Raw genomic sequence first — 25,372 nt, forward strand, 5'->3', positions numbered from 1 at the left:
ACGGTTGTATTTAGAGGGATTACGCCAAAGTTGTGCCAGAGTTGTGCCATTTTTTTGAGAAAAAAGTACTTGATTATCAATAAAATTAAATTGTTGATAAATACTATTTAAGATTTCAGATTTATGCTAGAATTGTGCCAGAGTTGTGCCGGATTTATATGAGTTTGAGCCTGTTTTTATCAAATTCCATAAATTTGCCATAATTGCGCTATTAACGACTTATGATTTGATGAAATGGTTGAGTAATTTTTGTTGAAAGTAGATGGCAGATTTAATAATCTCATTCGATCCGGGAGCATCGTTGAGTAGAGTTTTTTTTACTCTAGATTCAAGTAAGCCGGAGTTGCTTTTGATGGAACCCTACACAGCATTAATCCCGAAACAAAGCCTTTTAAGTTATGAGGAGGATGCGATTGGTGTATCTTCTCCAGAGAATTCAGCTTGGATTGAATACAATCAGCAATGCTGGGGTGTAGGATTAATTTGTCAGAGGTTTTTTGCAGATTTGAAGTTAGAGCAGCCAAAATTTGAGCTAGCGATTTATAAAACCTTGGCTGTTGTAGGTGCGATCGCCCAAAAGAAGTCGTTAGCCAACGGTGCAAGTATTCGTCTGGGCATCTTGTTTCCTTACGGAGAATACTCGGATCGTAAATTATTTGAGATATCGATTACAGGCGCTCTGCTCAACTTTAAATGGAGAGGTGAAAAACGCTCTTTCAAGCTAGTGGAGTTTGTTTGCCGCCCTGAAGGATTTGGATTACTCTCACGAGGACGTACAACTACTCATAACTTGCGTTCACGCAAAATAGCGGTAGTGATGATTGGCTATCGCAATGCCTCTATTTTGATTATGGATAAGGGTGCGATGACAAATGGAGTTACAGAAGATTTAGGGTTTCAGAAGTTAGTATCATCAGTACAGCGTCGGGTAGCTGGACAGAAATCTCTGACTCTTGCGGCTGCGATTAGTGCTGCTGGTTCCAAAATAAATCTCAAAGCCTTATTACCTTTAGTTCGAGTCGAAGATACTTTGCTACAAGAATTAGAAATTCAATCAATTAAATCAGCAATCAATATTGCTCGTGAAGAATATTGGGGAGTGCTTTCAAGTTATTTGCATCGTTATATTCCATCAGATATTGATGAGATTATCTTTGCTGGTGGAACTGCCCACTATTTCAAGAGTGAATTGAATCGATTATTTCCACGTCCTGAAAAAATTTCCTGTGATGCCTTGGAATATTTAGTACAGCAAGAATTTTTATCTGACAGACCTAAATCAGATTTATCCTTTCGCTTAACTGATAACTACGGTTTTTTCTCCTATCTTTGTAAAAATTCTCAACAGGTCGTAAATCATGCCTGAACAAGTTGATTTTCGTTTTCAGTTCAGTACTTCATCTCCTTATCTTCCCCTCTTAAAATATCTGAGTCCCAAAAATAAAACTCTTGAATTTCCGAGACAAAACATGATTATCTGGGCAATCGCTGCCTTTTGGCACCCGATAGCTTGTCGGTGGTTAGGAGGGTTCTCAGAATCAGATTTAAAATCAAAGGCAAGAATTTCAATTTACCAACTGCAACAACAAATTATTTATTTAGCTCAAACTTTTAACTTGGAGCAAGAACTGGAAAATCATCTAATCGTTGCAACCCCTACCGACAAAGTTGATACACATTTAGGATCTTCACCTACTCACGAAGATGATGATTGTTTACTAGAAAATGCCTTTAACTAGGAATAAATTTATGCCTTATACCAAAGAACTGCTACAACAAACATATTCACTCTCTGTAGAAGACGTTGATGCCACGTTGACAGCAAGTAATTTACCTATTGACCAAGCTGATTACAGTGATGAAGAAATTCAGTCCCGTTTTGATGTGATCCGAGCGTCAATTCAACAGGGTAAAACCTATAAGCAAGCGGCAGCACACTTCCAACGACAATCGAAAAAACGTGCTGATAAAACTGAATTTCCACCAATGAACATCCTAGAGATGTTAACTCACATCAAATCAGAGTACGGCATTGAGCTAGAACTAACTGAAGCAATTGAGATTATCAGCGCTTGTGGACTATCTCCAAATCAGAAGGAATATCGTCAGTTGGAGTGTGAGCGCTTTCTCGAAGCTTGCGACCTAATTAAGGAGCAAAATAAAACATATTTTGATGTAGCTACTCACTTTGGTATAGTCCAACCCCAAGATGAGAGCCAGTTAATTGCTGAGTTTTTTGGTGAAGAAGCATCTGTTTCTGAAGAGGAATTGGTCAATTTAGTGGATAGTATTACCCGAAAACGCGCTCAAAATATTCCAGGGCTAGTCAACCAAATGTATCTTAAGAATGTACTCCGCGCACTTTCGGAAAACAAACAGGATATTAAGAATTTCTATTCTGGATTAGAACAACGTATATTGGAGCGCATTGAGGGAAAGTCCCCATTGAAAACTCTAATGGCGAATCACTATCCGATGAGGGATTTTCCGCTTTCTTCGCCCACGCCGATGCTATCGCCCAACGTGTCCGAGAATGGAACGAGTACCGATTAGAACAAGAAATAAACAGTGTCAAGTCTACCATTGATATCCAAATTGAAAAAGTATCCAATACTAAAGCTGTTGAAAAGTTGAAGAAGTCCCAAGCATGGATAAAACTTCGACAAGAAGGTTTTGAACAAATCAAAGGATTTCTTTTTTGGTTTGGTGGCTGGGTCGGTTCCGGTCGCTCTGGGATTGTTACTTATTCGATTACCATTTCCGCAGTTGCTCTTGGTTCTGTGATGATTGGAATTAATACCCCCAATACTATCCCTTGTCCTGATAAGAAAAGCTACTGTTACCAATTGCGGATTGACAAAAAACAGGTGATTCTCCCTGAACAAGCAAAGCAATTATTGATAGAGTACGAACGCTCTAAAAATAAACCTCATCACCACCGTCACTAATTTAGTAAGTAAGCATTGAGAAATTTCTCTAATTACAACATCTGAATTATATTATGTCCGAACAACAACAAATCAAACTTTGGGATGATTGGGACGATATTAATTTGTCTACTCCAGAACGTCGCATTGAACGCTTAGAAATTCTGCTGTGCCAAAAAGTACACAAAGGCGAGGACATATCTGAATGTCTGCAAGTTTTGGAGTATTTGAAAAATTGCACGACTCACCAGAAGTTGGAGTCTGTTTTCTTTAGGCGAGTTCATTCTAAAATGACTTTCAACTCCTGGCAAATAATTGGTCAGGCTACCTTAATCTCTCTAGTCGCTATTTCCTGCTGTTTTGCCATGTATAAAATAGCTACTTCATCAATAATATCTAGTAATTCTTTGTCGGAATTATATCTTGGCAAACAATTATTAAAAACCACCCCACCACACAGTAAAAAACATCATAGATAAACACAGTTACAGTGCGGTATATTTCTCGACCGCACTGCAATTACTGACCGAACTAAAAAGGCAGTTTATGAATATTTACTTTCGTGTCTGTCGTTGGCGATCGCTTTTTTTCATATATTCAGATAAAATCACTGTATTTGATGGATAAAACGGAGTTATGGCGTAACCTCACCTACTTTAATAGGAGGTGTTTTTATCAAAAGGCAAGCTATCTTCCGGCTCAAAGCTCCGCAAGTCCTGTTCCATTTGGCGGCGGCGCTGAACGTAGGTTCTGCTGTCTTCAATCCTTTCTTTCATCCGTTCTTCACCAAAGTTAATACCTTGTTCTGCATGATCGGCAGACACAGCATTATAATTCTCGACTTCGTTTTTCTTACGCCACTCAAGCTGTTCCAGCGCACCTTCACTGATCCCAATTTTTCGAGCGTATTCTAAATATTCAGGTTTGAGAGAACCATCAGGGTTAAATTCCTTTTTTTCTTGTTCAGTGAAGAAATCGTAAGCTGTGTAGATTGGCCACGGTTCTGGATCAGTCTCATCCAGGTGCTTCCATTCGTCGTATGTTGCTTTTAACCTACGAGCATAACTATCAATTGCTCCTGGATGTTCACCAAGAGATAACATTTTTTGTCGAGCTTCATCTTTTAAAGTTCCATCTGCATTGAATTCTTCCTTATGCATATTTATCCAACGTTTTATTCTTGACATAAAAACCTCCCCAAAAATTAATCAAATTTAATCATTTTATTAAAATCATGACTCTGGAACTAAAGCATTTTGATCCCAGGCTCAATCAATGGATTTATACAGATGATCGCCAAACTATTTTAACTGAAAAGCTCAGTAATACTTTACTAGAATTTTACTTTCCTGATAAAAAATTATCCTTTGGACATTCGGATGAATACAGTACAGAGGAAGACTTAAAAAATCATCCAGATGGACATATCTTACTATTATCTTCAAAAACTCGCTTACTTTATGGAGAAAAGGAATGTTTAGAAACGATTCAAAAAATTTGTCCAGATAGTAAAGACCGTGGGGCTTATGGTTCCATCTTCCTTGGGGCTTGTAAAAATGCAATTCACGAAAAGCTAAACATTCTGGTAGTAGATGATTCTACTGATAACAGAGGTGAGAATGGAGGAATATTATCAAATGATTTGGCATATAAATTAGTTGGTGACTGTTATGGGCAGATTTCAACACAACTTTATGACAAAGTAACCTTAAGAGAATTCCAAGCAGATAAAAGCTATCGTGTAATTCAGCATCGATTTGGTTGGGTGGATGGAGCTGGGGAAGATGCCGCTAAATATCGTTTTGGCAAAGGAACACTCCGACCATACAAACTAGATGATATAAAATATGTAGACCCGAACAATGAACCCAAAATCGATATAATTCTTCCCATAAGTAGTTTTAAGGGAACAGATAAGGATAGACCAGCAGGGGCGACTAAACCTCAAATTAAGCCAGGATTATATCAGCAAAATATTTGGTTGGCTGAAAAAGGACAATCTCAGCATGGTCAGATGTCTATTTCTCAACTATTGGCATCTTTCCCCCAAGGAATTAAAGATTTTGCCGAAAAATTAGAGCTACAAGCTGAGAAACTAGCCTCTATTCAAGATGACCCTAGAATTGTTGCTGCTGACTATTGTGAAAAATACGAAAAACGCAAAGAATCATTGAACCAAAGTAAATTAAAAATAGGAGAACTTACTAGCCTTGAAGCAGATGTTAAAAACTTAGGGACAAATAATGACTTAGATGCAGATGAGGAATTAGATGACGAGAGTACTAAAGATGACTTGTTCATGTACAAGCTCATCAAAGCTGACTTGTTGGGTCATCAGCAGTTATTAGAAACGGAAAAAGTTAAACAGGAATTGAGTCGGTTTGTACAGAGCCAATGGCGAGATATCGCTTTAGGGAAAACGCTTACTTTTGACAGAGGGATGATTATCCCATCCAAAGATTTAAAAAATGGTGAAATCTGTGTTTCATGGGAAAAGAATGAAGAGAAAATTCTTAACTTCCGTTCTCCTTTTCTGAATTCTAACGGATTGTGTGTGTCTGCTAACAAGCACGTTAAAGATCGACTCGGGCCAGATGGTAAAGACCTCAAAGGTATAATTGTAGTCAATGACGAAGACCACAAGCGCATACAGCAAAGGATTGCACAGTTAGAAACGCAAGGGATTGATGTTGAAGAAATAGACCCAGCAGAAACAGAATCAGAACGCCAAGCACGAGACTACGATGGTGACTGCATTGGTGTGGCAAGAGCTAGCTTATATCCTAATTTAACAGCAGAGGCAGAGCGAAGAAATCTTCCCCAAAACGCCTATTCGCCCACGGTTAAGCTCAAAAAACAGTCATTTTATGATCCCAGCGATGGAACCCAGCCCCCTTTTGAAAAAATTGCTATTCACATGAGTGATAGCATCAGCGTGGGCATAATCAACAATCAAGTGACAGCACTGGAGGCATTAGAATCGGAAATTGAGGTACTAAACACTTATGGTACTTTAGAACAAAAATTAGAATATTTAGAGCAAGTATCTAGCCATTACCAAAGTTTATTTGAACAGGAATATAGCGAGAAGGCCAAACCAATTAGAGCAGAGTACAAGCCTTTCATGCAATCTGTTGTAGCTCTAGCAGAGAATCCTAACAGAACGCCAGAAATTATTCAGCAGGCGATGGATGTTAACCGCCTGATGTACCGGGAAATGATTGGTGAGGGATGTTATCAAAACCAAATAGCGGTTGATTTATTCAAAAGTGCTAAAAAACCTGAGATGGATAAAATCAGGGAAAACAGCCGCTACTTGTATCGTGATGTTAATTATATTAAAGATAAAAAGTCGCGTTCAGTTTATTTAAACAAGGGGATAACACCAAAGGGCTACTCACCAGTAGAATTATTGATTAGCCAAACTAATAAATATTTCCAAGAATCACAGTTAGAATCGCGTCCCATTGTCCAGTTTAAAGACTTGTTTCAAGGAGTAGAATTTACACCACAGCAAAAATTTGCAGCGATCGCCGCCAAGCACGAGTTTGATCTGAAGTTCAACGCTGCGGTTCGTGCCTCAAGGCGGCGAGAAACCGAGAAAGGGCCATCAGCAATCATCCAAACTCCACAGTCTTGCCAACTCGAAATTACCAATCTCACCCATTACGAACATCCTCTGATTTGGAAAGCCCAAACGTTGAACATTCGCCTAAACGAAATACCAGAGAAATGGCGAACTAAAGAACGCCCCCACAAATTACTAGCAGTTGCACAGATAGATGGCGAGGTTGGGAAAGATGGAAAACCCGCTTACCGCAACCTGGGGACAGTTAGCCAACAATCTGTGACTGACTACAATCTCAAGGCGGGGACGACCATGCAGGGAGCTAAACTCCTAGAACTAAAACCAGAACTTACTAGAAGCCAAACTAAATTACTTTTCGACAAGGCACAAGAGGCGGCTCTCGCATTTTATGCGAAGATCCCAGAGTCAGAAAAACTTGCTCTATCCGCCGCCGCTTGGAACATCTGTGCATCTCGCCAGGATGAACTTGAAGTTGCAAGAAAAGAAAACGCAAACCCCCAAGCGATCGCTAAAAAAGTTTCTAATTTCGCCTTCGCTGCTTTCCCCAATGAGATTATCTCTCGCTTAGATAAATTGCAATTTACTGAACCGAAGTTAGTCACACTGAATAATGAAGCGAATCAATTTTTGGGTCGAGACTGGAACAAGGATGATTTGCACCCGATAGAAATTAGAGCCAGCCACCACCCACCGGGGCATGAACGCCATGTTTCCAGGCTAATGTTTGTCCAGGATAGTGACGGCGAATATAAGGAATTCGCCATGCTCGAAACCAGAACTGCACAGCTTCCCATTGGAACGAAAGCGCTCTCTTGTATGGTTGGGGTAGAACCTGCCACAGCATCAGCAACTATTGGACTGCCAGGAAACGAGCCGATTGAAATTACTATTCGTGAACTCAAGAACTTCTCTTATGCAGGACTTGTTTTTAATGCCGAATCGGTCAACTTAGAATTTGGCACTGTGCCGATGGCTGACAAAACAGTAAAAATCAAACTTGATGGCAAAACTTTGGGTGAGTTAGACAGCGATTCTGTCCAACAGTTGAAAGAAGTTAATTATCTTAAAAATGGTAATCCTCTAAAGTTAAAACTTACTTCTATCTCCGAAACTGGAGATCAAGCTTTTGTGCTAGGTGAGTCTCCTAATGGGAATCTCCTGAAAATTAATAAAATTAACTTTTATGATTTTTTTGGTCAGACATTCAATGATCAAGATTACCGAAAACTGACTATCGAAACCTCAGCTTCTAAAACTAGAGATGCCGTATTTTTGAATGCTGAACCACTGGGAGTATTGCACTTCAAAAAAGACAAAGACGCGCTCAGACAGCTTGGACTACTCAAAACTGGACAACTTACACCTGCGCCCGCTATTATTCAAAGTAATTTTTCTGTTATTTGCGCTCAAATTGACCCTAATACCGTTGAATATCCCCAGAAATGGACGAAGGAATTTCAGGCTTTTGGGACTCAATCAGTTAATTCTGAACAACAAGAGATGATTGAGAGTAGTGCGAAAACTCTACATAATATTAAAGAGCGTCCTACTTTTTTATTTTCGACAGAATCAAACAAAAAACTTGGAGTCATGGGCTTGGCTGTTGACAACCAGAAAACTGAGACTGTGACAAAATGGTTAACTGCTCAAAAAGTTGAATGGCAGCAAGTACCAATAGAAGATGTTATCAGGGAAACTCAAAAAGGTCTAGCGGTATTTAACTTAGTCAGTAGTTCAATTCTCCCCAAAACTTTGGAGAACATGACCAAGAAATTTGGGGCAATTATTGAGTCTACTCTTGAGTATCAGCAAAAAGTTAGCTCCCTCGCCACACGACCACAATTTCTAAAACCTCTATCTCAATCTGCATTGTCTTTGCCTCAACAAAGCGCTCAATTCCACCCAAACCAAGATATTCAAAATGTCGCCCTTTCTGACATCAAAGGCAAACCGATTCCGATGAACTACCCTTTAATGATGCATGGTGAGCCGAACCCACTACCTGTAAACACTTGTATTGATGCGATGAGAGGATATGGTCGAACTCATACCACCAGAGCTTATCAACCATACAAACAGTATGGGTTTAAGGAAGGGGATATTGCTCTGGCGACAGGCATTGATAAGCAAGTCGCCTTTCGAGTCGGTAAGCAGTATCAAATCACACCTGATATGATTGCTGACCCCGTTTATCAACAGCAGTGGGCTGATATGGAAAAGCACTCACCCAAGGCATTACCAGAACTGTTCACAGGCAAAGGGCAGGTCTGGGGACTACATTTTGAACCCTTGGGGGATTATGTGGAGGGTTTTATAGTCCAGTTTCCTGAACCACAAAATAGAGCCGCACCCAACCAAGAAATCCAACCTCAATCAGTTACTATTGATGATTTGAGAAATTGGTACAATGCCGCAGATAAGTTAGGGAAGTCGGAGAATTACAAAAAACGCATTGTAGAAGTGGCTTATGGGTTTAAAGCTGGTGAGCAATTATCAGCCCAAGCGTTGACAGTAATGAATCAAGATACATTTGAGCTTGTTGCCATCAGTCGGCTGACTCAAATTGCTCAAAGGATTGGCATGACCTGGGGTAAATCTGATGAAAATGGTACTAAAGTCCAAGGGAAAAATTATGACTTGGCTTTCAATACCCAGCAGAGGGATTTAACTATTTCGCAGAAAAATGGAGAGGTAATTTTCAACTTGCAATCAGGGAGAGTGCAGACTAATAAACTAACTCCACAGATATTGCAAACTTTTGAGGATGCTAATACTCAAATTGATAAAATATTAGCTAAATCTCAAACACAACAAATAGATTTCCAAAAATAGGTTTATCTGCCTCCGGCAAGGCAAAAGGCAGAGGGCAGTTCTTGCTGGAGGAAAGAATAAGTTTTGAATTTTGCCTTTTTGCCTTGGTAACTTGGGTTTAAGATCCCCGCTAAATCTACGATTTAGCAGTCTACAATTACTGTTATTGCCAGAATCCTCTGTTGTTGACCTTCTGCCTCCTGCCTCCTTCAATAAAAATACGTATTTATAGGCTTTTCAACGAGTCAAAGCCAAAAATCAAAACTTAATTTAGAATCTCAAAAACATTGCTCTATCTCTAACCTATACCAACTGGCTGTGGTTCATGAGTAACAGAGCTAGGCTTCATGGGTGCAGGATGTTTGCTCTCTTGAAGATGAGTTACTTCAAGAGAGCGAATCAACTCTCGAATGACATCAGTTGCTGGTCTGCCTGTGATTGCACAATAGCGTTCAAGCTTTTCACTCTCAGTTGATGCGAGATTTATCGTGATTCGTTTGATAGCCCATTTTTTATTCATAACTTGTTCGGATTTTTAAAAGTTGATAAATTAAACGGACATTGCACTCTAGCAATGGTTGATAAATAACAATTATTAACTCGATTCATACTTGCCTTGCGGTCATACTATTATAAACATAAGTTTTTTAAGGTATTTACGTATAATCAAAAACTTCACCAAGAAATCACTTATGTGAATTTCAGATACAGTTTTAATTTGGGATTGGGAAGTTAGCGTTTTGTCATAGCAAGTCGTACTGGTGAACACGCAGGCTTTTTTGCGTCCAGGCTCAGGCATTGTCTGTGGCTAACAACAGATGTTTTTCCACAATTACGAGCGAGTATTATTGTATGGACTGAACACAATGAATGTGATAACATTTATGCACCGCAATATCTTGATTCAGAGAACCAGTTTGGGCAGTGGAAAATGATGCATTTAATTGGCTTTCTAGAGAGTCAATTGTCGCCATAGCCATAAAAGATGTATGCTTTTTCAAGGTAAAAAATTATAATGACAATTAACATCTAAAAAGAAATTACTTTACGATCTCGCAAAAATTTACCGTTTATATTGCGTGGAGCATCAGTAGCGAGCCAAATTGCAGTGTCGGCTCCTTCTGCTGGCGTGCGCGGTGCTGATGACCCACCCATATCTGTTTTAACCCACCCCGGACAAATGGAATTGACAACAATTCCAAAAGATTGTAGAGCTTGTGCCAGCATAATTGTTGCACCATTTAATGCCAGCTTTGATAGGCAGTAACTTGGAACATCGTAAGACAAGCCTTCTAATGCTCCATATCCGCTTGAAACGTTGACAACTCTGGCATCGGGGGATTTTTCCAATAGGGGTAAAAATGCCTGCACCATCCGAATTGCGCCAAAGGTGTTGGCATTCATTGTGGAATCAAGTAACTCACGGTCAATGGTAAGAATATTTACATGATTGTCTGGATAGACGCCAGCATTATTGATCAAAACGTCTAACCGAGCAATTTTCTGGTGCAGGGTTTTTACTGCTTCATCGATAGAGCGATCATCAGTGACATCCAATTCGACAGGAATTACCTTTGATTGAAGCTTCTGGACCGCAAGGAGAGCGTTATCAAGCGAACGCGAAGTGATAATTATCGAGTAACCTTTTGCTAGTAGACCTTGAGCGATGGCAAACCCAATCCCTCGGTTCCCACCTGTGACTAATGCCCATTTGTCTTGCGTGGATTCCATCTGATGTTCTACCTTGTATTAAGAATGCTTGCAGAAATGTTGAATCAGCGAATAATAAGTCGTTGGTTTGTGTATGTGATTAATTGAAATTTCTATACGGTATCTGCTTAATACCTTCTTTCATCTACAACAGATGTAATGATTCGTTTGTAGCGTTTACGCTGTGCTGACCATTTGTTACATGCTTGTGTAACTGTTTGTCTGTCTTGTTGTGATAAAAGCTCATCTGCTTGACTGCAAGCTAAAATTTGTGCTGCTTTTCGAGCTTGTTCATACTCCACACCGTATTTGACTAATTCTGTATGAAATATTTTTTCCTTTTCCTCGGCTGAGATCAAAAAATTATGCTGCATAAACTAAGGTTTAAAAGATGGTTATCAAATTACATCTAACCTCTTCTACAATCTCTGTTGTTCTTTCGCTGGAGTGATTTGACAACCAAAGCAAGATAACTTTTAATTTTAAATATTACAAATATTAAAGTTTTTTAACTCTAGCTTAAGAGCTAATTTGTAAACTAAAGTAAAGTACTTGTCTAATAAGGGTTTCAGTAATTTAAGTCAATACAGCACTTATTCGCTGAAACTCAGACCTAGCAATGAGTTGAGTATCCTTAAGATTTTCTTTACGAATCAGCTCTAAGAAGTTGGGAAAGATAGTGACAGTTGTTGCTGCCGTCACCCCGTCCACCTTGCGGGATGTACCAGTCTTGAGTGCTATAACTGCCCCATCAGGTAACATTTAATGCGCTGTCAACTTATGGGTGTCTGTGTCATCAATTGCAGCAGTAATACTTAGCTAGATTTTGAAAGCCCTAGTCTTTTGTGTAATGCGCCAAACAGAACAACTGCGGCATTAGGTGTTGCTCCCGTTACGATACCGTACTCCAAGATGTTGTCCTGTATATATTGCCCAAATGGGCATTTTATTTTTTGGATTTCCCTTAAGTGGGGGCTTGACATGATTCAATAGTACATTTAACCTAGTAGTTAATTAACCATTAGGTTAAATAAAAATGTCTAACGAACAACTGAGCCTTACCTTTGCTGCCCTAGCCGATCCTACACGACGTGCAATTCTGGCTCACCTCGCCAAAGGTGAGGCATCGGTAAGTGAGTTAGCCAAGCCTTTTAAGATGAGTCTTCCTGCAATCTCCAAACATATAAAGGTACTAGAGCGTGCCGGACTGATTGTGCGGGGTCGCGAAGCTCAATGGCGACCATGCCAGATTCAAGCACAGCCGCTCAAAGAAGCGGCGGATTGGATTGAGCAATATCGTCAATTGTGGGAACAGAGGCTTGATCGGCTTGATGATTACCTGCACGAATTACAAACTCAGGAGAAACAAAATGAGCAACATTGAGGATGACACTGATGCTCAATCTCAACGTGAGATCGCGATCGTCCGCATCTTGAAGGCGCCGCGCTCCCTTGTGTTCCAGGCATGGACCGATCCGAAACACATAGCGCAGTGGTGGGGGCCCAAAGGTTTCACAACCCGTGTGATTGAGATGGATCTGCGTCCAGGCGGGAAATGGCGCTACGTGATGACTGGCCCAGACGGCAGGGAGTACCCGGCCAAAGGTGTTTTTCGCGAAATTGTACCCTTTGAGAGGATTGTTACCAGTGATGAATTTGATGAAGGCTTTGAAAAAGTCGTAAATGCTGATTTACCAAAGGGAATGGTTGTAACAGCCATTTTCGAGGATTTAGATAGCAATACCAAACTCACGCTCCAGATTATGCATGAGTCTATTGAGGATCGGCGTAAGCATGAACAGATGGGTGTGATCGAAGGGTGGAACTCGACTTTTGACTGCCTAGATGAGTTTTTGGCGAAAGCTTGAGTCTCTCTTACTAGGGATGAATGAGGTTTGTATGTTTATCTTCATCGAGCAGAGAAAAAGTTGATGCATGGTTGCTCCCTGCACTTGCTGCCGGTGGAGCAACCTAGAATGAACCACAAGACCACAGTTTTATGTACGGACATGGGTTTGCTGAGTTAAACCGTCATATTTGGGAAATTATTTACATGGAGCCAAGCGCAATAAAGCGAGGTTGAAAATGCGATGTTTTGTGACTTGAGCATTACCTATATCCGGTCGCATCAGCAGGTTTACCCGCCTCCTGCACTTCATGAATGTAGCGCCACGCATCGGGTTGAGAGCCATCAAGATCAGTAAAGCCATAAACCTGTGCTAGTTGCCCACTGGAAAGCGATTGGCCATTCCAGCGCACTACTTGTGGATCGCCAACGAGATAAGCAACTGCACGCCCGACATAGTAGGGCGTTTCAGAAATGATGAAGTGCGGTTCTTTTGCCGTTGCGTCCTGCCAGTTGGCTTCACTCACTCCAAAATGATCGAGCATGAGTTCCGAGCGCAACCAGCCCGGAGTCAGCGCTACGGCAGTACATTGATGCGGTTTAAGTTCTTGCGCCAATCCCCACGCCATGCGAATTACCGAGGTTTTAGCAAGGTCATAGAACAGCGACAGCCGATAGTTTTTGCTGTTGTATTCGGCAGTCCCATCGGTAATTTCGACTACCAATCCACCGGGTTTCTGGATCAACAAGGGTAATGCGAAGTGGCTAGCGATCAGGTGGGTGTCGATCGCCAGTCTCAGCATCCGTAATCCTCGCTCCAAAGAAAGCTCCCATACGGGTTTGTTGAACTCCACCAGATATTCTGCACCAATATCGTTGACCAGAACATCCAGACGACCCTGCTCCTGCTCAACACGAGCAACAAGCGCCTGCACTTGTTTTGGGTCTAAATGATCGACTACAACCGCGATTCCTTTTCCACCTGCCTGGTTTACCAATTTTGCCGTTTCTTGGATCGTTTCAGGGCGGTTGTATTCCGAACGCACAGTAAGAGTAGTGCGTCCGGTGACATAAACGGTTGCCCCTGCTGCACCAAGTTCCACAGCAATGCCACGACCTGCACCGCGTGTTGCCCCAACTACAAGCGCAATTTTATTCTTCAATAGTTGCATAATTGACCTCCTTAAATCCTGCAAGGTAGCTTAAAGAAATCGATGACTTCAAACCATCTTTATGCAGCATAAGCTGAACTTCCTGACATCCCTTGTCATATTTAGGCAGTAAAGTAAAAAGTAGTTTCGATTGGTCTTGGGATAGTTATGCGTGCCGATCGCCTCCTCTCCATCCTGATGTTATTGCAGGTTTATCGCCAACTAACGGCGCGGGATTTAGCAGAACGATTGGAGGTATCTGAGCGCACCATTCATCGTGACATGGATGCCCTCAGCAGTGCCGGAGTTCCGGTGATGGCAGAACGCGGTAAAGGGGGTGGTTGGAGTTTACTCGACAGCTATCAAACTACGCTGACAGGGCTTAACTTGGCAGAGATTCAGGCGCTGTTTTTGCCAAAGCCCGCACACTTGCTAGCCGATTTAGGCTGGAGTCAAGCATTTGAAGCCGCTCTGCTCAAACTTTTGGCAGCAATGCCTGCCGCAAATCGTCAGCAAGCAGAAATGGTTAGTCAGCGGATTCATGTCGATCCAACAGGCTGGCATCGGTGGGACGACGAAATGTCGGCATTTCCAATCTTGCAAACAGCTATTTGGCAAGAGCGGCAAGTACATCTGAGCTATGAACGCAGTGATGGTAAGTGTGTGGAACGATTGGTCAATCCACTCGGACTGGTTGCTAAAGGCAGTGTCTGGTATTTCGTTGCCTCGGTAGATTCAGGGGTACGCTCCTACCGGATTTCACGAGTGCGGAATGCCATACTTACAGATTACGCCTGTATTCGTCCGGTTGAATTCAACTTAGCCGACTATTGGCAACAATCGATGGTTGAGTTCAAAGCCAATTTGCCTTACTATGGCGTAACGGTGCGTGTTGCTCCAAAGGTTATGCCTCGGTTACGCTATGCCGGATACTTTGCCCGAATAGAAAAGATTGACTCGCCCGATGTCGATGGCTGGACTTCCGTATGGCTGACATTTGATATAGAAGAAGCGGCTTGTGCTTATGTGCTGGGGTTTGGCGCACAAATGGAGGTAATTGAGCCATTAGAGTTACGCGATCGCGTTTTGCAAGCAGCAAAAAAGACGATCCTGTTTTATACCGAACATTAAATTAAAAACGTACAATTTCTGAGAATTTATTTTCTCTATTTTTGTCTAGTGGTGCAGCTAGGAAACCCTTAGAGAAACCTGCCTCACGCAGACGAAAAGCCCCAAATTCCGACTGAGTACCGCCAAACCTGCCAGATGTGCTTGTAAACCTGCTGTACTAGCGCAGCAATCAGTTAATACGATGGGTTCAATGCCAATATCGAAAAAATTCATCGCTATTTTCAACACACACATATCAGTGTCAATCCCTAAGATGAAAAATCTTTCAAAATCAGCAATAATGTGAACTAGGATAAAGTCCTCTCTCCTATACTGACGCTATCCCTTTTGCTGTGTCTTGGACAATTAAATCAACGACATCTTCCAAGTGCCCGGTTCGCTTGTAAACGTCACGCTGCCGTGTTGCGCCATTCCCGAACTGCATTGTTTGCTGTACAAGAGAGGAAACTTCATCCCATTCTCCGTATTCCTCAAGCGATGGACGCACGAAAGTGAGAAAGTTCTCAACCAACTCCCGTGCTGGGACGGCTCTCGTCGTGGTAAAGTCGATTAAATCCTCATCTAATCCATAACGTGCGGCACGCCAGTGAGCAACACGTACAAGTTCGTGACGGGCTGCGGGAAACGGTTTATCACTCATGGCTTGTTGGTAGCAAGTTCGCGCCAAGGCACGTACAAGCCCTGCTACCATTACCGCTTCGTCTACCGTCTGACAGACATCTGTTACTCGAAACTCGATTGTCGGGAAGCGCTCAGACAAACGCACATCCCAATAAATCTTTGTCGCCTCCGCGAGACTTTTTGTCTCGACTAAAACTTGTACAAGTGCTTCGTAGTCGGCTAAAGACTCGAAAATCAGTGGTACTCCAGATAGGGGCCATCGTCCCCAAATCTCGGTACGATAGCTTGCATAACCTGTATCCTTACCTAGCCAGAAAGGTGAAGATGCTGCCAATGCTAAAAGCGGGGACAGCCACACACGGGAACGGTTCATGACGCTGATAGCTCTACAGCGATCGCTAATTCCCACATGTACATGACAGCCAAAGATGACTAGCTCACGGGTAAGTTGTTGATAATCTTCCATCAACGTTTGATAACGTTCTTTGGGTGTGAGCTGCTGTTGATCCCAGTGTGAAAACGGGTGTGTACCGGCGGCGGCAATTTGATTACCATCCGTGGCCGCCGCCGTTATCACTTCACGACGCAAACGAACAAGCTCCAAGCGCACATCTGCAAGTGTTCTACAGATGGGCGTACCAATTTCTATCTGCGATCGCTGGGCTTCTGGCTGTACCTTCAAGCCAAGGGCTTTCTGGGCTTTTGGGAGAACGTGTTCCACACGCTCTCCTCAGTTCCCACGTCGTCGGATTGATAATTTGATACTCCTCTTCGACACCAATAGTAAATTCTTCAGCTTGAGATGACATACTTGGTGTTTCCTTTACTTGTTAAGGAATCTTATTGCCACGAGCGACAACAGTAGGATTAATCGGTCGAGTAGGGGCAAACTTTTAACAGCTAAATGCACTAAATGTTTGCTAATAAGTCCCAAAGTAAACATGGCTTAATTCAATGAGAGAAATATCATTCTGAGGTTGTGGATTGCATTACTCCAAAAGAATATTTGAAAACTGGCATGGTCAGAATCCATCCTGAATTCTGTATGACTGGCGTTTGAATAAATGGGTTTAATACCTCCTAAACATAAAAAATTTAGCGGTCTATAATTAGTGGCGGGTCTGAATCCACCATTTTCTTGTTTTGATTCCTGTACATGGATAGCGGGGCGTTTAGCCCATTCTGGCTTCTGGATTCTTCTAAAAATTTTTCTTTTGTAATAGGTATGACTAGCCTTAATTTCGGAGATTAAGACAGCATTATACGATATGAGACATTAGCTTTGGTACATATTAAAGCTTCAGATAAGATATAAAATATATTGTGTCAAATAACAAATTTTAAAAGGTAGAACAATATGGAAAACAATAAAAAATACCACATGTCATCAGATGAATTTCGTCATTGGGGATATCAAACTATTGATTGGATAGCTAATTATTTAGAAACAGTAGAGCAAATGCCTGTTTTATCCCAATTAGAACCTGGAGACATTAGAGCTAAATTACCAGAAACAGCCCCAGTAAAAGGAGAGTCTTTTGCAGATATTTTACAAGATTTAGATAAAATCATCGTCCCAGGATTGACTAATTGGCAGTCTCCAAACTTTTTTGCTTTCTTTCCTACAGGTATTTCTGCACCATCAATTTTAGGAGAATTAGTCAGTGCAGGACTTGGAGTTCAAGGAATGTTATGGGCAACTTCTCCAGCTTGTACTGAGTTAGAAACTCATGTTCTAGACTGGTTAATAGATATGTTGTCACTTCCTTCGCAGTTTAAATCTTCAACCACAGGAGGAGGAGTAATTCAAGACTCAGCCAGTAGTGCTTCTTTAGTAGCTTTGATAGCAGCTAAAGAACAGTTAAAAGCAGATATTAATCAACTGGTTGTCTACACTTCTACTCAAGCACACTCGTCAATTGAGAAAGCTGCCAGAGTAGCGGGAATCAAGCGAGAAAATTTCCATTTAATTGAAGTTGATGCTCATTATAGAATGTGTCCAAAATTACTACAACAGCAAATTATTGCAGATATTAAATCTGGGTTAATCCCTTTTTATATTGCTGCTACTGTGGGGACAACCTCATCTCATGCCATAGATCCATTAACAGAAATAGGTGCGCTCGCTCAAGTACATAACATTTGGCTCCATGTTGATGGCGCAATGAGTGGTACAGCAGCTATATGTCCTGAATATCAGTGGATTCATCAAGGATTAGAACTAGCAGACAGCTATTGTTTTAATCCTCATAAATGGATGCTAACTAATTTTGATTGTACCTGTTTTTATGTCAAAGATCGAGCTAAACTAATTCATGCACTATCTATCATGCCTGAATTTCTCAAAAATCAAGCTAGCACGTCTGGTAAAGTTATTGACTATCGAGATTGGCAGATTTCTTTAGGACGTAGATTTAGAAGTCTCAAACTGTAGTTTGTAATTCGGCACTATGGTCTAGAAGGCTTACAGTATTATATTCGTAAGCATATTGCCTTAGCACAAGAATTTGCTGAATGTGTAAAATCTCATCCTCGTTTTGAGCTAGTTGTGAATCCCCCATTAAATTTGGTATGTTTTCGCCATAAATTAGGTGATGCAATTAACGAAAAAATCATTAACATTATCAACTCTTTAGGTAAAATCTATCTTACTTCCACCAAGTTAGAGCAAAAATTAACTTTAAGAATGTCAATTGGACAAGCAACTACAGATAAAATACACGTAAAACAGGCTTGGTAATTAATTTGTCGAACTGCTGAAGAAATAGAAAATAATTAACTCAATAGGGCGCGTCTATTACCAATTAAGCAAACTTATCCGAGTAATATTAATTCTATGCAGCTTCACATAGAATTGGTATTACATACATAAAATAATTTGCCAGAATTCTATGAACTAGAAGCCTATGAATAATAAGCGTTTACTGACGTTCATTTTGGCACTATTAGTAATTGCTATTTCTTGGTGGAGGGTAATAACGGTACAAGCGCCTCTTACAGTAAAGCAAATGGTCTCTAATGGTGTGCCACTATTATACGTAGTCCCAAAGAATGCGAAAAAGGTACCGGGCGTTTTAATAGCACATGGGTATGCAGGTTCTAAGCAGTTAATGCTTGGGTACGCCTACACGTTAGCAGATGCAGGTTACGCAGTAATGGTGTGGGACTTTGATAGTCATGCAGCTAATACTAAACCGTTGGGAAAAAATTCACTTCAGCAAAATCTTGATGTTGCTTATGAAGCACTTGTAAAACAACCAGAGGTAGATAAATTGCGTTTAGCTACTTTAGGTCACTCAATGGGTAGCGGTGCAGTAATGTCTGCTGCTATCAATAATGTCAATCGTTATGCGGCAACCGTAGCTATTTCTCCTACAAGTGCTTCAGTTACACCAAAAGCTCCCCCTAATCTGCAATTGCAAGCAGGAAGCTGGGAAGGCAGATTTATTGCCAATGCAAAGCGGTTACTTAAAACCGCAGGTGGAGAAAATAAAAATTTATTTCCGGGCAAGGGAAGAGAACTAGTAATTATTCCTAATGCAGAACATATTACAATTTTGTTCCGTAATCAAAGCCACCAAGCAGCTAGAAATTGGCTTGATGCTACTTTTGGAATCCAGGGTCAAAGCAACTATGTTGATTATCGAATGATTTGGTACGTTTTACACTTATTAGCGTGGTTAGTAATACTAGGAGCAATTGCTCCGGTTTTAAGTACTTCTTTCCTCCCTAGTAAGGTAGAACAGCTAAAAAGCTGGGCAGGTTTGTTCATAGCGCCTTTTATCGCAAGTGGTACGCTTTTAGTAGGTAATCGACTCGGTGATATTGATAACTTAGGTGGAGTTTTAGTAGGCACAGCAGTAAGTATTTGGTTTGGTGCAGCAGGATTAACTTGGCTTGTGATTATGTCACGAATGCAACGACCTACAGTTAGAGGTTTAGGAATAGGCATTGTTCTATTCATAGTGTTATGGATTGGTTTCGGAGCGATGGCTCAAGTAGTGTGGTTACAGTGGTGGCTAACTGGGATACGTTTGCAATTGTTTCCTATACTTGCACTTATTAGTTTTCCTTGGTTTTTAGCATCAGGTATAGCCCAACAAAATATCTTGTTTGAAAAACGTATTTTGTGGTGGCTAGGACAAAGTACAGCTTTAATCGGAGGTTTTATTTTAGTACTTTACTTGCTACCAAATCTTGGGTTTATTTATCTTTTGCTGCCCTTGTTCCCTATACTCGTGGCTATTTTTTCATTTACTTCTAGCTTACTTAACGAATATTGGAGCTATGCCATTGGTAATGCCTTATTCTTTGGATGGATGTTAGCAGCAACTTTTCCTCTAGCAAGCTGAAACTCCGATCAATTTTGCTCTCAACCCCAGCCATGAGATCCATCAGCATAGCCCGCAGTCTCAGCCATTAAAGATGCGAGCGCACTTTTTCTTATTTTTTGATTATTAATGCTTGTTAGGCGATCGCTCTGTTAGTTTAAGTAAAATACGGGAAGAATAATGTGAAAATTTTTGGGAATACTAAGCTTACGTTTTTACAAGACATAAATAGATACTTTACAACCCTGGATAAATTGCAATCTCGATAGAGTTGGCATTTATCCAGGATTTTTTATCTGCAATAGGTGAGTTCACAAGTCTCAAATACTCATTAATGGAGTTTTAATAGCCATTCGCGATCGCCATTTTTTAGAAGTTGCGCTCGCTCTTATATTAGCTGATGTGAAAAAATCTTCTTAGCACTCAATTTGAAATTTGAAAGCTGATTTTATTTGACCTGACTCCACACTCCAGTTTTAGAAGCTTTCGCTAATCCCTGAGCATTCTCGAAAGCTATTTGATTCGGGCATTCTACCCCACCAAGCCGCGTTTTAGCCAAACCACTCTTGAGTAATTCTTCCTGAAAACTAATCTCAGCCTCACCCTGTCCGCGAACCATGACTTCAGCAACAGTGCGCCCATCGCTGTCTTTTGCCACTGGAATAATCAACAGTTGCTTATCGGCAGCAATTAGCAAGAGTTCGTTTCTGTTTTGCTTCATTGCTCAATGGTTGTGCTGACACTTCACCTTGTTTCATTTCTGGGGCATCAATTCCACAAAGCTCAACTTCGATTTGGCTGCCATCAGTTTGGCGGACTGTGATGCTGTCTGCATCTATCACTTGTGTAGCTGTCCATTCTTCGGTAAGTGCGATAGATGGCTGGTTAGTTCTTTGGAAAATCAAGATAGCGATTATGGTAGCTCCAGCGATGCCTGCGGCGGTAAACTACGCAGTTAAGATTATGGGAGTTCTCCACAATGGCTTCATATTGCTAGCTCTGTTGTCACAATATTAAGAAAGCACAATTCTTTTCCGCATTAAACATTTACTACACCTTGTACCCAAAAGCCTCCAGCGCCATCAATATCTGGTAGGCAGCCTTCACACGAGCCGGGATGGGATAGTTTTTGTTCCCCATCATCACGATACCGATGCCCTTGACGGGAACAAAGGCAACATAGGCACCGAACCCATTCGTCGAACCGGTTTTGTTGATCAACACATTCTGCTGGGGTGACATCGGCAAAGCAAGTCTGGTCACCTCGTTGACCTTGAGGCTCATTTGCGACGAGTTCCCCGCAAGCAGTCGGTCGAGATTTATTGGATAGGTATACATCTCCCATCCCAGTCCCTGCGTCATGTCGCCGACCTTGAAGTATCCGATATGAGTTCCGGCAATCGCGCGTTGGAGAGTTTCGTCCAACTCCATGCCGTTCATATTTGCCTCAATGAACTGGATCATGTCGGAAGCAGTTGTCTTCAAGCCATAGGCTTCCGAATCTAAAACACCAGGAGTGACTCGGATCGGCTTGTTATCTTTCGAGTAGCCATAAGCGTATTTATCCATCTGGTTTTGCGGAACCCGAAGATAAGTACGCGTCAAGCCAAGCTTCGGGAGAAGCTTCTTTTCCATTAGCTCATCGAAAGGCTTGCCCATGCTTCTGGCGGTCAGATAGCCAAACAAGCCGATACTCGGGTTTGAATAAAGCCGATGGTTACCAACCGCATAGCTCGGTCGCCAGCCTTTATAATAGGCAATCATCTCCTGTTGATTATTGACATTATCCGGGAACTGTAGGGGTAAACCACCCGCCGTATAGGTGCCAAGATTAAGAAGGCTGATTTTGTTGAAACTGCTGTCGGCGAGTGCAGGCAGATATTTGCTTGCGTTATCCAACAGGGATAGAGTTCCACTTACTTGCGCGTAGGACGCGAGGGTTGCGGTGAATGTTTTGCTGACCGAGCCGATCTCGAAAATCGTATCCTGGGTGACTTTTTGTGCGCTCTCCTTTGAGGCGACACCGTAATTAAAGAAATATCGCTTTCCCTGAACCGTGACCGCCACAGCCATCCCCGGAACATTGTTCTCCTCCATAATGGGTCGAATCACTTCGCTGACGATTTGCTCAAATTGGCTTTGATCTTTGCTATCGGCAGCTTGGGCGCATGCGCCTAATAAAAAGCTTGTGGCAGCAATAATTCCAACCTTTGCAACGGAAATTTTTCTCATAACAGATACAGTGACTCGATTAGGTTTGCCCCATCTCAAAGTTGTCAATTTATTTATCTAGTAATTCTAATCTTACGGAGCTACAACTAGAGCGATACTCCTGTATCGTAGCCTCGTTACTGTACGTTCGCTCTAAAAGCGAAACTTAGTCCATCGTCTAAGAGCAATCGATTCTCTCTCTTATTGGCGAAAGCCCTGCTGATGTGGGCTATTGGAGTACAGTGTTGATGGAAAATCTGGCGCGAAGTTACAGAAATAATAGGATTGCATTAATGGCTTTCATAACTAATTATTAGATATTGCCTAACTGTTAAAAATTTACAATGCTTTCTTAGTTGCACATCCAAAGTAGAGATGAGCTATCAAATCTGAAAAATTTTCAGGTGTGAACTGCTTTAGCTCTACATGGTCAAAATGCTGTTCTATCAATTTTTGAATATCTCGATTCAGGTGACATCCATCGGCTACGACTTTTTGAATTGGTGTGAGGCGATGCTGCCAAACCTGTACGCTAGGCTTATCACTCAACCCATGTTCCACGAAAAAGAACCTACCACCCGGTTTTAGTACTCGATAAACCTCTTGGAGTGCTTGCTGTACATTTGCAATACTGCACAAAGTCCAAGTGCTGACTACACTATCAAATGTATTGTCTGACATCGGGAGATTTTCACTTGATAGCAGGAGTTGTTCAACTGTAATGCCAGAGTCACTGATGCGCTTTCTTGCCAAAGCATTCATTCCAGGATTCACGTCAACTGTAGTGATTTTGCGAATTCCACAAGGATAGTAAGGCAAATTTAATCCAGTTCCAAAACCAATTTCCAGAACTTCTCCTGTTACATCAGCTAACAACTCCTGACGATATTTAGCTAAGTTTGGAACTGACAAACTCCAGTCGAGAAGACGTGGAAAGATAACTCGCGAGTACAACCCCATAATTCTTAACCCTTGACAATTTAATTTTATGCTTAGTAGGGACGTTGAGCGAGGAAATCTGTGGAACAGTGGATTATTGTTGCTATTTTAGTTATTTTTTATCTCTAAACCTTGCCACAGATACCAACAGGCAATAGAACGATAGGGTTTCCACATTTGTCCTAAATCTTCTACAGTCTTTTTATTAGGAAGCTCTGCTAAATTATAAACTCTACGAATCCCTGCACGAATACCTAAGTCATCAACAGGTAGAATATCAAGCCGATGTAAACGAAACATAAGCAGCATCTGCACCGTCCAACGCCCAACGCCTTTTATTGGCGTTAAAGCTTCGATAATTGATTCATCTTCCATTGCCTGCAATTGATTTAGTGTAGGCAATCCATCTAGAACTTTTTGGGCAAGGTCTTTCAAATACAAAACTTTGGGTCGTGAAATACCTGCTTTTCGCAAAACGTCATCTGGGGTGTTGAGGATATCTAAAGCTGTTGGGAAAGGGCTATGAGGATAAAATTGCAAAAATTTGCTATGAATGCTCCCAGCAGCCTTGCCGGAAATTTGCTGGTAAAGAATTGACCGAGATAGGGAAAAGAGCAAGTCTCCAGTTTGTTGTACTTGATAGAGTTTGCAATCTCCAATAATTTCTATTAGCCTTGCCAAGATAGGATCTGAATGCTTGAGAGTTGTAATCGCAATTGAATAATCCATTAGTTTATCAGCTAAGACCTAAGCATTTGCCCTCTCATTGAATCATCCATTCACAAGGACATTAAAACAATTTGCAATTATGTGAAAGTAACGGGGATTTAGCTTAAGCATCAAAACGAGCTGCTTGATAGAAGCAGGGAAGTTAAACCCTCAAACTTTGTTAAAAAATGAAATGGTTAATGGTATTATAGTACAAGCGAACTATCAAGAGCTTTGTGGTTATTTAGGGCAGTAATATTTATTAATAATTCGTAGTTAAAAAGTGAGGAATGCGCTTTGGCAAATTCTAATTCAAAACAGAGCGCCTAGTTGTAGGATGGTATATGCCAAAATCACAAAAGCTAGAAGAAACTTTATCTATTCTTGCCTGAATTCGACGGCATCCGACAAGTGAAGAAGGGATCATAATTTTACGTCAAGGCCTTAAGAGTAAATATTCTATAGCTGTTGCTCAAGCAGCCAAGATAGTCGGCGAATCCACTATTACTGAGTTAGTTGACGATCTTGTAGAAGCTTTTGCTCGAATGATGGTCAAACCCGCACAAGTAGACCAAAATTGTCTTGCCAAGAAAGAGGTAGCACAAGCACTGTATCACTTAGAATACAGCGATGAAAACCTTTTTCTGCAAGGGATTCGACATATTCAGATGGAGCCAGTATGGGGAGGAGTTGAAGATACTGCTGCCCATCTTCGGGGTATATGTGCTTTAGGTCTGGTGAGAATGAACTACTCAGATGTAATGAATGAATTAGCCGATTTACTAGCTGATCCCAAACCAGAAGCAAGAGTTGCTGCTGCAAAAGCGATCGCCTACACAGGAAATCCCCAAGGTGTACCTTTACTTCGTTTGAAAACCCGCATAGGCGATCGAGCACCACAGGTGATTTCAGAGTGCTTCAGTGGTTTGTTACAACTGGCTCCGGCTGATTCACTTGCAATAGTTGCTGGTTTTCTTTTTGATCCGAAGGAGCAAATCTGTGAGTTAGCAGCATTGACGTTGGGTGAATCACGATTAGAGGAAGCATTCGATCATCTCAGAAATTGCTGGGAGCAAACAAGGAATGTAGAACTTCGGCGCACATTATTACTAGCAATTGGGATGTTGCGACAAGATAAAGCAATAGATTTCCTAATTTCACTAGTGGCTCAAGGAAAAGACATTGATGCAAAAGATGCGATTGCAGCGTTGGCTATTTATCGAGAAGACCGTGAACTGTGGCAGCGAGTTGATCGAGCTAGTGAACAAAGAGCTAATCAATTGGGACTTTAAAAGCGTTAAGAATGTAGGAAAGTGTGAAAGTCTTAGATGATAGCAAATACCTACCCAACATCTGGAAGGTTTGAGGCAATGATAATTCCTTCTCTGGAAACCTTT

Annotated in this window: 25 protein-coding genes and 1 pseudogene; 13 read left to right on the top strand and 13 right to left on the bottom strand. The window is 41.4% G+C overall.

Annotated elements, in window-relative coordinates; translation table 11 throughout:
* The first annotated feature begins 352 nt into the window (after positions 1-352).
* The 5 genes from RMY64_RS14960 to RMY64_RS14980 all read left to right on the top strand — a co-directional run bounded on the left by RMY64_RS14960 (position 353) and on the right by RMY64_RS14980 (position 3,406).
* Positions 353-1,366: a ParM/StbA family protein gene (locus RMY64_RS14960; RefSeq protein ID WP_322700437.1), complete on the top strand. Its 1,014-nt coding sequence runs from the start codon at positions 353-355 to the stop codon at positions 1,364-1,366.
* A complete protein-coding gene (locus tag RMY64_RS14965) occupies positions 1,359-1,739 on the top strand; it encodes a hypothetical protein (protein WP_322700438.1) in 381 nt (126 codons plus the stop codon). Before RMY64_RS14960 ends, RMY64_RS14965 begins: the two co-directional genes overlap by 8 nt.
* Before the next feature lie 10 nt (positions 1,740-1,749).
* On the top strand, positions 1,750-2,553 hold the full coding sequence (locus RMY64_RS14970; protein ID WP_322700439.1) for a hypothetical protein: 804 nt from the start codon (positions 1,750-1,752) through the stop codon (positions 2,551-2,553).
* A gap of 77 nt (positions 2,554-2,630) precedes the next feature.
* Complete coding sequence (locus RMY64_RS14975) at positions 2,631-2,948, top strand: hypothetical protein (RefSeq protein WP_322700440.1); 318 nt, start codon at positions 2,631-2,633, stop codon at positions 2,946-2,948.
* 53 nt (positions 2,949-3,001) lie between these two features.
* The gene (locus RMY64_RS14980; RefSeq protein WP_322700441.1) at positions 3,002-3,406 is read left to right on the top strand and encodes a hypothetical protein; all 405 of its coding nucleotides are present in this window, start codon (positions 3,002-3,004) and stop codon (positions 3,404-3,406) included.
* Between the two features lie 177 nt (positions 3,407-3,583).
* Here the strand turns inward: RMY64_RS14980 and RMY64_RS14985 are convergent, their stop codons facing one another.
* Positions 3,584-4,114: a hypothetical protein gene (locus RMY64_RS14985; protein ID WP_322700442.1), complete on the bottom strand. Its 531-nt coding sequence runs from the start codon at positions 4,112-4,114 to the stop codon at positions 3,584-3,586.
* Positions 4,115-4,161: 47 nt separating this feature from the next.
* Between RMY64_RS14985 and RMY64_RS14990 the strand changes: the two genes are divergently transcribed.
* Positions 4,162-9,348, top strand: coding sequence for a hypothetical protein (locus RMY64_RS14990; protein WP_322700443.1), 5,187 nt, complete (start codon positions 4,162-4,164; stop codon positions 9,346-9,348).
* 277 nt (positions 9,349-9,625) lie between these two features.
* Here the strand turns inward: RMY64_RS14990 and RMY64_RS14995 are convergent, their stop codons facing one another.
* Positions 9,626-9,847 carry a CopG family transcriptional regulator gene (locus RMY64_RS14995; protein ID WP_322700444.1) on the bottom strand — a complete coding sequence of 74 codons (222 nt, stop codon included), beginning with the start codon at positions 9,845-9,847 and terminating at the stop codon, positions 9,626-9,628.
* A 282-nt stretch (positions 9,848-10,129) separates the two neighbouring features.
* Between RMY64_RS14995 and RMY64_RS15000 the strand changes: the two genes are divergently transcribed.
* Complete coding sequence (locus RMY64_RS15000; protein WP_322700498.1) at positions 10,130-10,303, top strand: hypothetical protein; 174 nt, start codon at positions 10,130-10,132, stop codon at positions 10,301-10,303.
* Between the two features lie 53 nt (positions 10,304-10,356).
* On the opposite strand, the gene RMY64_RS15005 is transcribed toward RMY64_RS15000, so the two are convergent.
* From RMY64_RS15005 to RMY64_RS15015, 3 genes are all read right to left on the bottom strand, one after another.
* On the bottom strand, positions 10,357-11,058 hold the full coding sequence (locus RMY64_RS15005) for an SDR family NAD(P)-dependent oxidoreductase (RefSeq protein WP_322700445.1): 702 nt from the start codon (positions 11,056-11,058) through the stop codon (positions 10,357-10,359).
* 107 nt (positions 11,059-11,165) lie between these two features.
* Positions 11,166-11,396 carry a hypothetical protein gene (locus RMY64_RS15010; protein WP_322700446.1) on the bottom strand — a complete coding sequence of 77 codons (231 nt, stop codon included), beginning with the start codon at positions 11,394-11,396 and terminating at the stop codon, positions 11,166-11,168.
* Between the two features lie 217 nt (positions 11,397-11,613).
* The gene (locus tag RMY64_RS15015; RefSeq protein ID WP_322700447.1) at positions 11,614-11,799 is read right to left on the bottom strand and encodes a hypothetical protein; all 186 of its coding nucleotides are present in this window, start codon (positions 11,797-11,799) and stop codon (positions 11,614-11,616) included.
* Between the two features lie 274 nt (positions 11,800-12,073).
* On the opposite strand from RMY64_RS15015, the gene RMY64_RS15020 reads away from it, so the two are divergent.
* Entirely contained in the window at positions 12,074-12,421 is a 348-nt protein-coding gene (locus RMY64_RS15020) for a metalloregulator ArsR/SmtB family transcription factor (RefSeq protein WP_322700448.1), read from the top strand.
* Positions 12,408-12,905 carry an SRPBCC domain-containing protein gene (locus tag RMY64_RS15025; RefSeq protein ID WP_322700449.1) on the top strand — a complete coding sequence of 166 codons (498 nt, stop codon included), beginning with the start codon at positions 12,408-12,410 and terminating at the stop codon, positions 12,903-12,905. The genes RMY64_RS15020 and RMY64_RS15025 overlap by 14 nt, the downstream gene beginning before the upstream one ends.
* 241 nt (positions 12,906-13,146) lie before the next feature.
* Here RMY64_RS15025 and RMY64_RS15030 read toward each other — a convergent pair whose 3' ends face one another.
* Positions 13,147-14,055, bottom strand: coding sequence for an SDR family oxidoreductase (locus RMY64_RS15030; RefSeq protein WP_322700450.1), 909 nt, complete (start codon positions 14,053-14,055; stop codon positions 13,147-13,149).
* 147 nt (positions 14,056-14,202) lie between these two features.
* Here RMY64_RS15030 and RMY64_RS15035 point away from each other — a divergent pair, with 147 nt between their 5' ends.
* Positions 14,203-15,165, top strand: coding sequence for a YafY family protein (locus RMY64_RS15035; protein ID WP_322700451.1), 963 nt, complete (start codon positions 14,203-14,205; stop codon positions 15,163-15,165).
* 57 nt (positions 15,166-15,222) lie between these two features.
* Here the strand turns inward: RMY64_RS15035 and RMY64_RS15040 are convergent, their stop codons facing one another.
* A complete protein-coding gene (locus tag RMY64_RS15040; protein ID WP_322700499.1) occupies positions 15,223-15,459 on the bottom strand; it encodes an isochorismatase family protein in 237 nt (78 codons plus the stop codon).
* 13 nt (positions 15,460-15,472) lie between these two features.
* On the bottom strand, positions 15,473-16,507 hold the full coding sequence (locus RMY64_RS15045; protein WP_322700452.1) for a carboxylate-amine ligase: 1,035 nt from the start codon (positions 16,505-16,507) through the stop codon (positions 15,473-15,475).
* Between the two features lie 738 nt (positions 16,508-17,245).
* Here RMY64_RS15045 and RMY64_RS15050 point away from each other — a divergent pair.
* Together RMY64_RS15050 and RMY64_RS15055 are read left to right on the top strand one after the other, a co-directional pair.
* Positions 17,246-18,526: pseudogene (locus tag RMY64_RS15050) on the top strand (pyridoxal-dependent decarboxylase).
* A gap of 166 nt (positions 18,527-18,692) precedes the next feature.
* Positions 18,693-20,138: an alpha/beta hydrolase family protein gene (locus RMY64_RS15055; protein WP_322700453.1), complete on the top strand. Its 1,446-nt coding sequence runs from the start codon at positions 18,693-18,695 to the stop codon at positions 20,136-20,138.
* A 427-nt stretch (positions 20,139-20,565) separates the two neighbouring features.
* Here the strand turns inward: RMY64_RS15055 and RMY64_RS15060 are convergent, their stop codons facing one another.
* From RMY64_RS15060 to RMY64_RS15080, 5 genes are all read right to left on the bottom strand, one after another.
* Positions 20,566-20,838: a thermonuclease family protein gene (locus RMY64_RS15060; RefSeq protein WP_322700454.1), complete on the bottom strand. Its 273-nt coding sequence runs from the start codon at positions 20,836-20,838 to the stop codon at positions 20,566-20,568.
* Entirely contained in the window at positions 20,795-21,022 is a 228-nt protein-coding gene (locus tag RMY64_RS15065) for a hypothetical protein (RefSeq protein ID WP_322700455.1), read from the bottom strand. Before RMY64_RS15065 ends, RMY64_RS15060 begins: the two co-directional genes overlap by 44 nt.
* Before the next feature lie 145 nt (positions 21,023-21,167).
* The gene (gene ampC, locus RMY64_RS15070) at positions 21,168-22,349 is read right to left on the bottom strand and encodes a class C beta-lactamase (protein ID WP_322700456.1); all 1,182 of its coding nucleotides are present in this window, start codon (positions 22,347-22,349) and stop codon (positions 21,168-21,170) included.
* A 318-nt stretch (positions 22,350-22,667) separates the two neighbouring features.
* Positions 22,668-23,288 (bottom strand): class I SAM-dependent methyltransferase, encoded by a 621-nt coding sequence (locus RMY64_RS15075; protein WP_322700457.1) that lies wholly within the window; start codon positions 23,286-23,288, stop codon positions 22,668-22,670.
* 87 nt (positions 23,289-23,375) lie between these two features.
* Positions 23,376-23,996: a DNA-3-methyladenine glycosylase gene (locus tag RMY64_RS15080; protein WP_322700458.1), complete on the bottom strand. Its 621-nt coding sequence runs from the start codon at positions 23,994-23,996 to the stop codon at positions 23,376-23,378.
* Positions 23,997-24,520: 524 nt separating this feature from the next.
* On the opposite strand from RMY64_RS15080, the gene RMY64_RS15085 reads away from it, so the two are divergent.
* Entirely contained in the window at positions 24,521-25,267 is a 747-nt protein-coding gene (locus tag RMY64_RS15085) for a hypothetical protein (RefSeq protein WP_322700459.1), read from the top strand.
* The last annotated feature ends 105 nt before the right edge of the window (positions 25,268-25,372 follow it).

Origin of the sequence: Nostoc sp. DedQUE08 (genome assembly GCF_034530895.1) — a bacterium.
In the GTDB taxonomy this organism is placed as follows: Bacteria; Cyanobacteriota; Cyanobacteriia; order Cyanobacteriales; family Nostocaceae; genus Nostoc.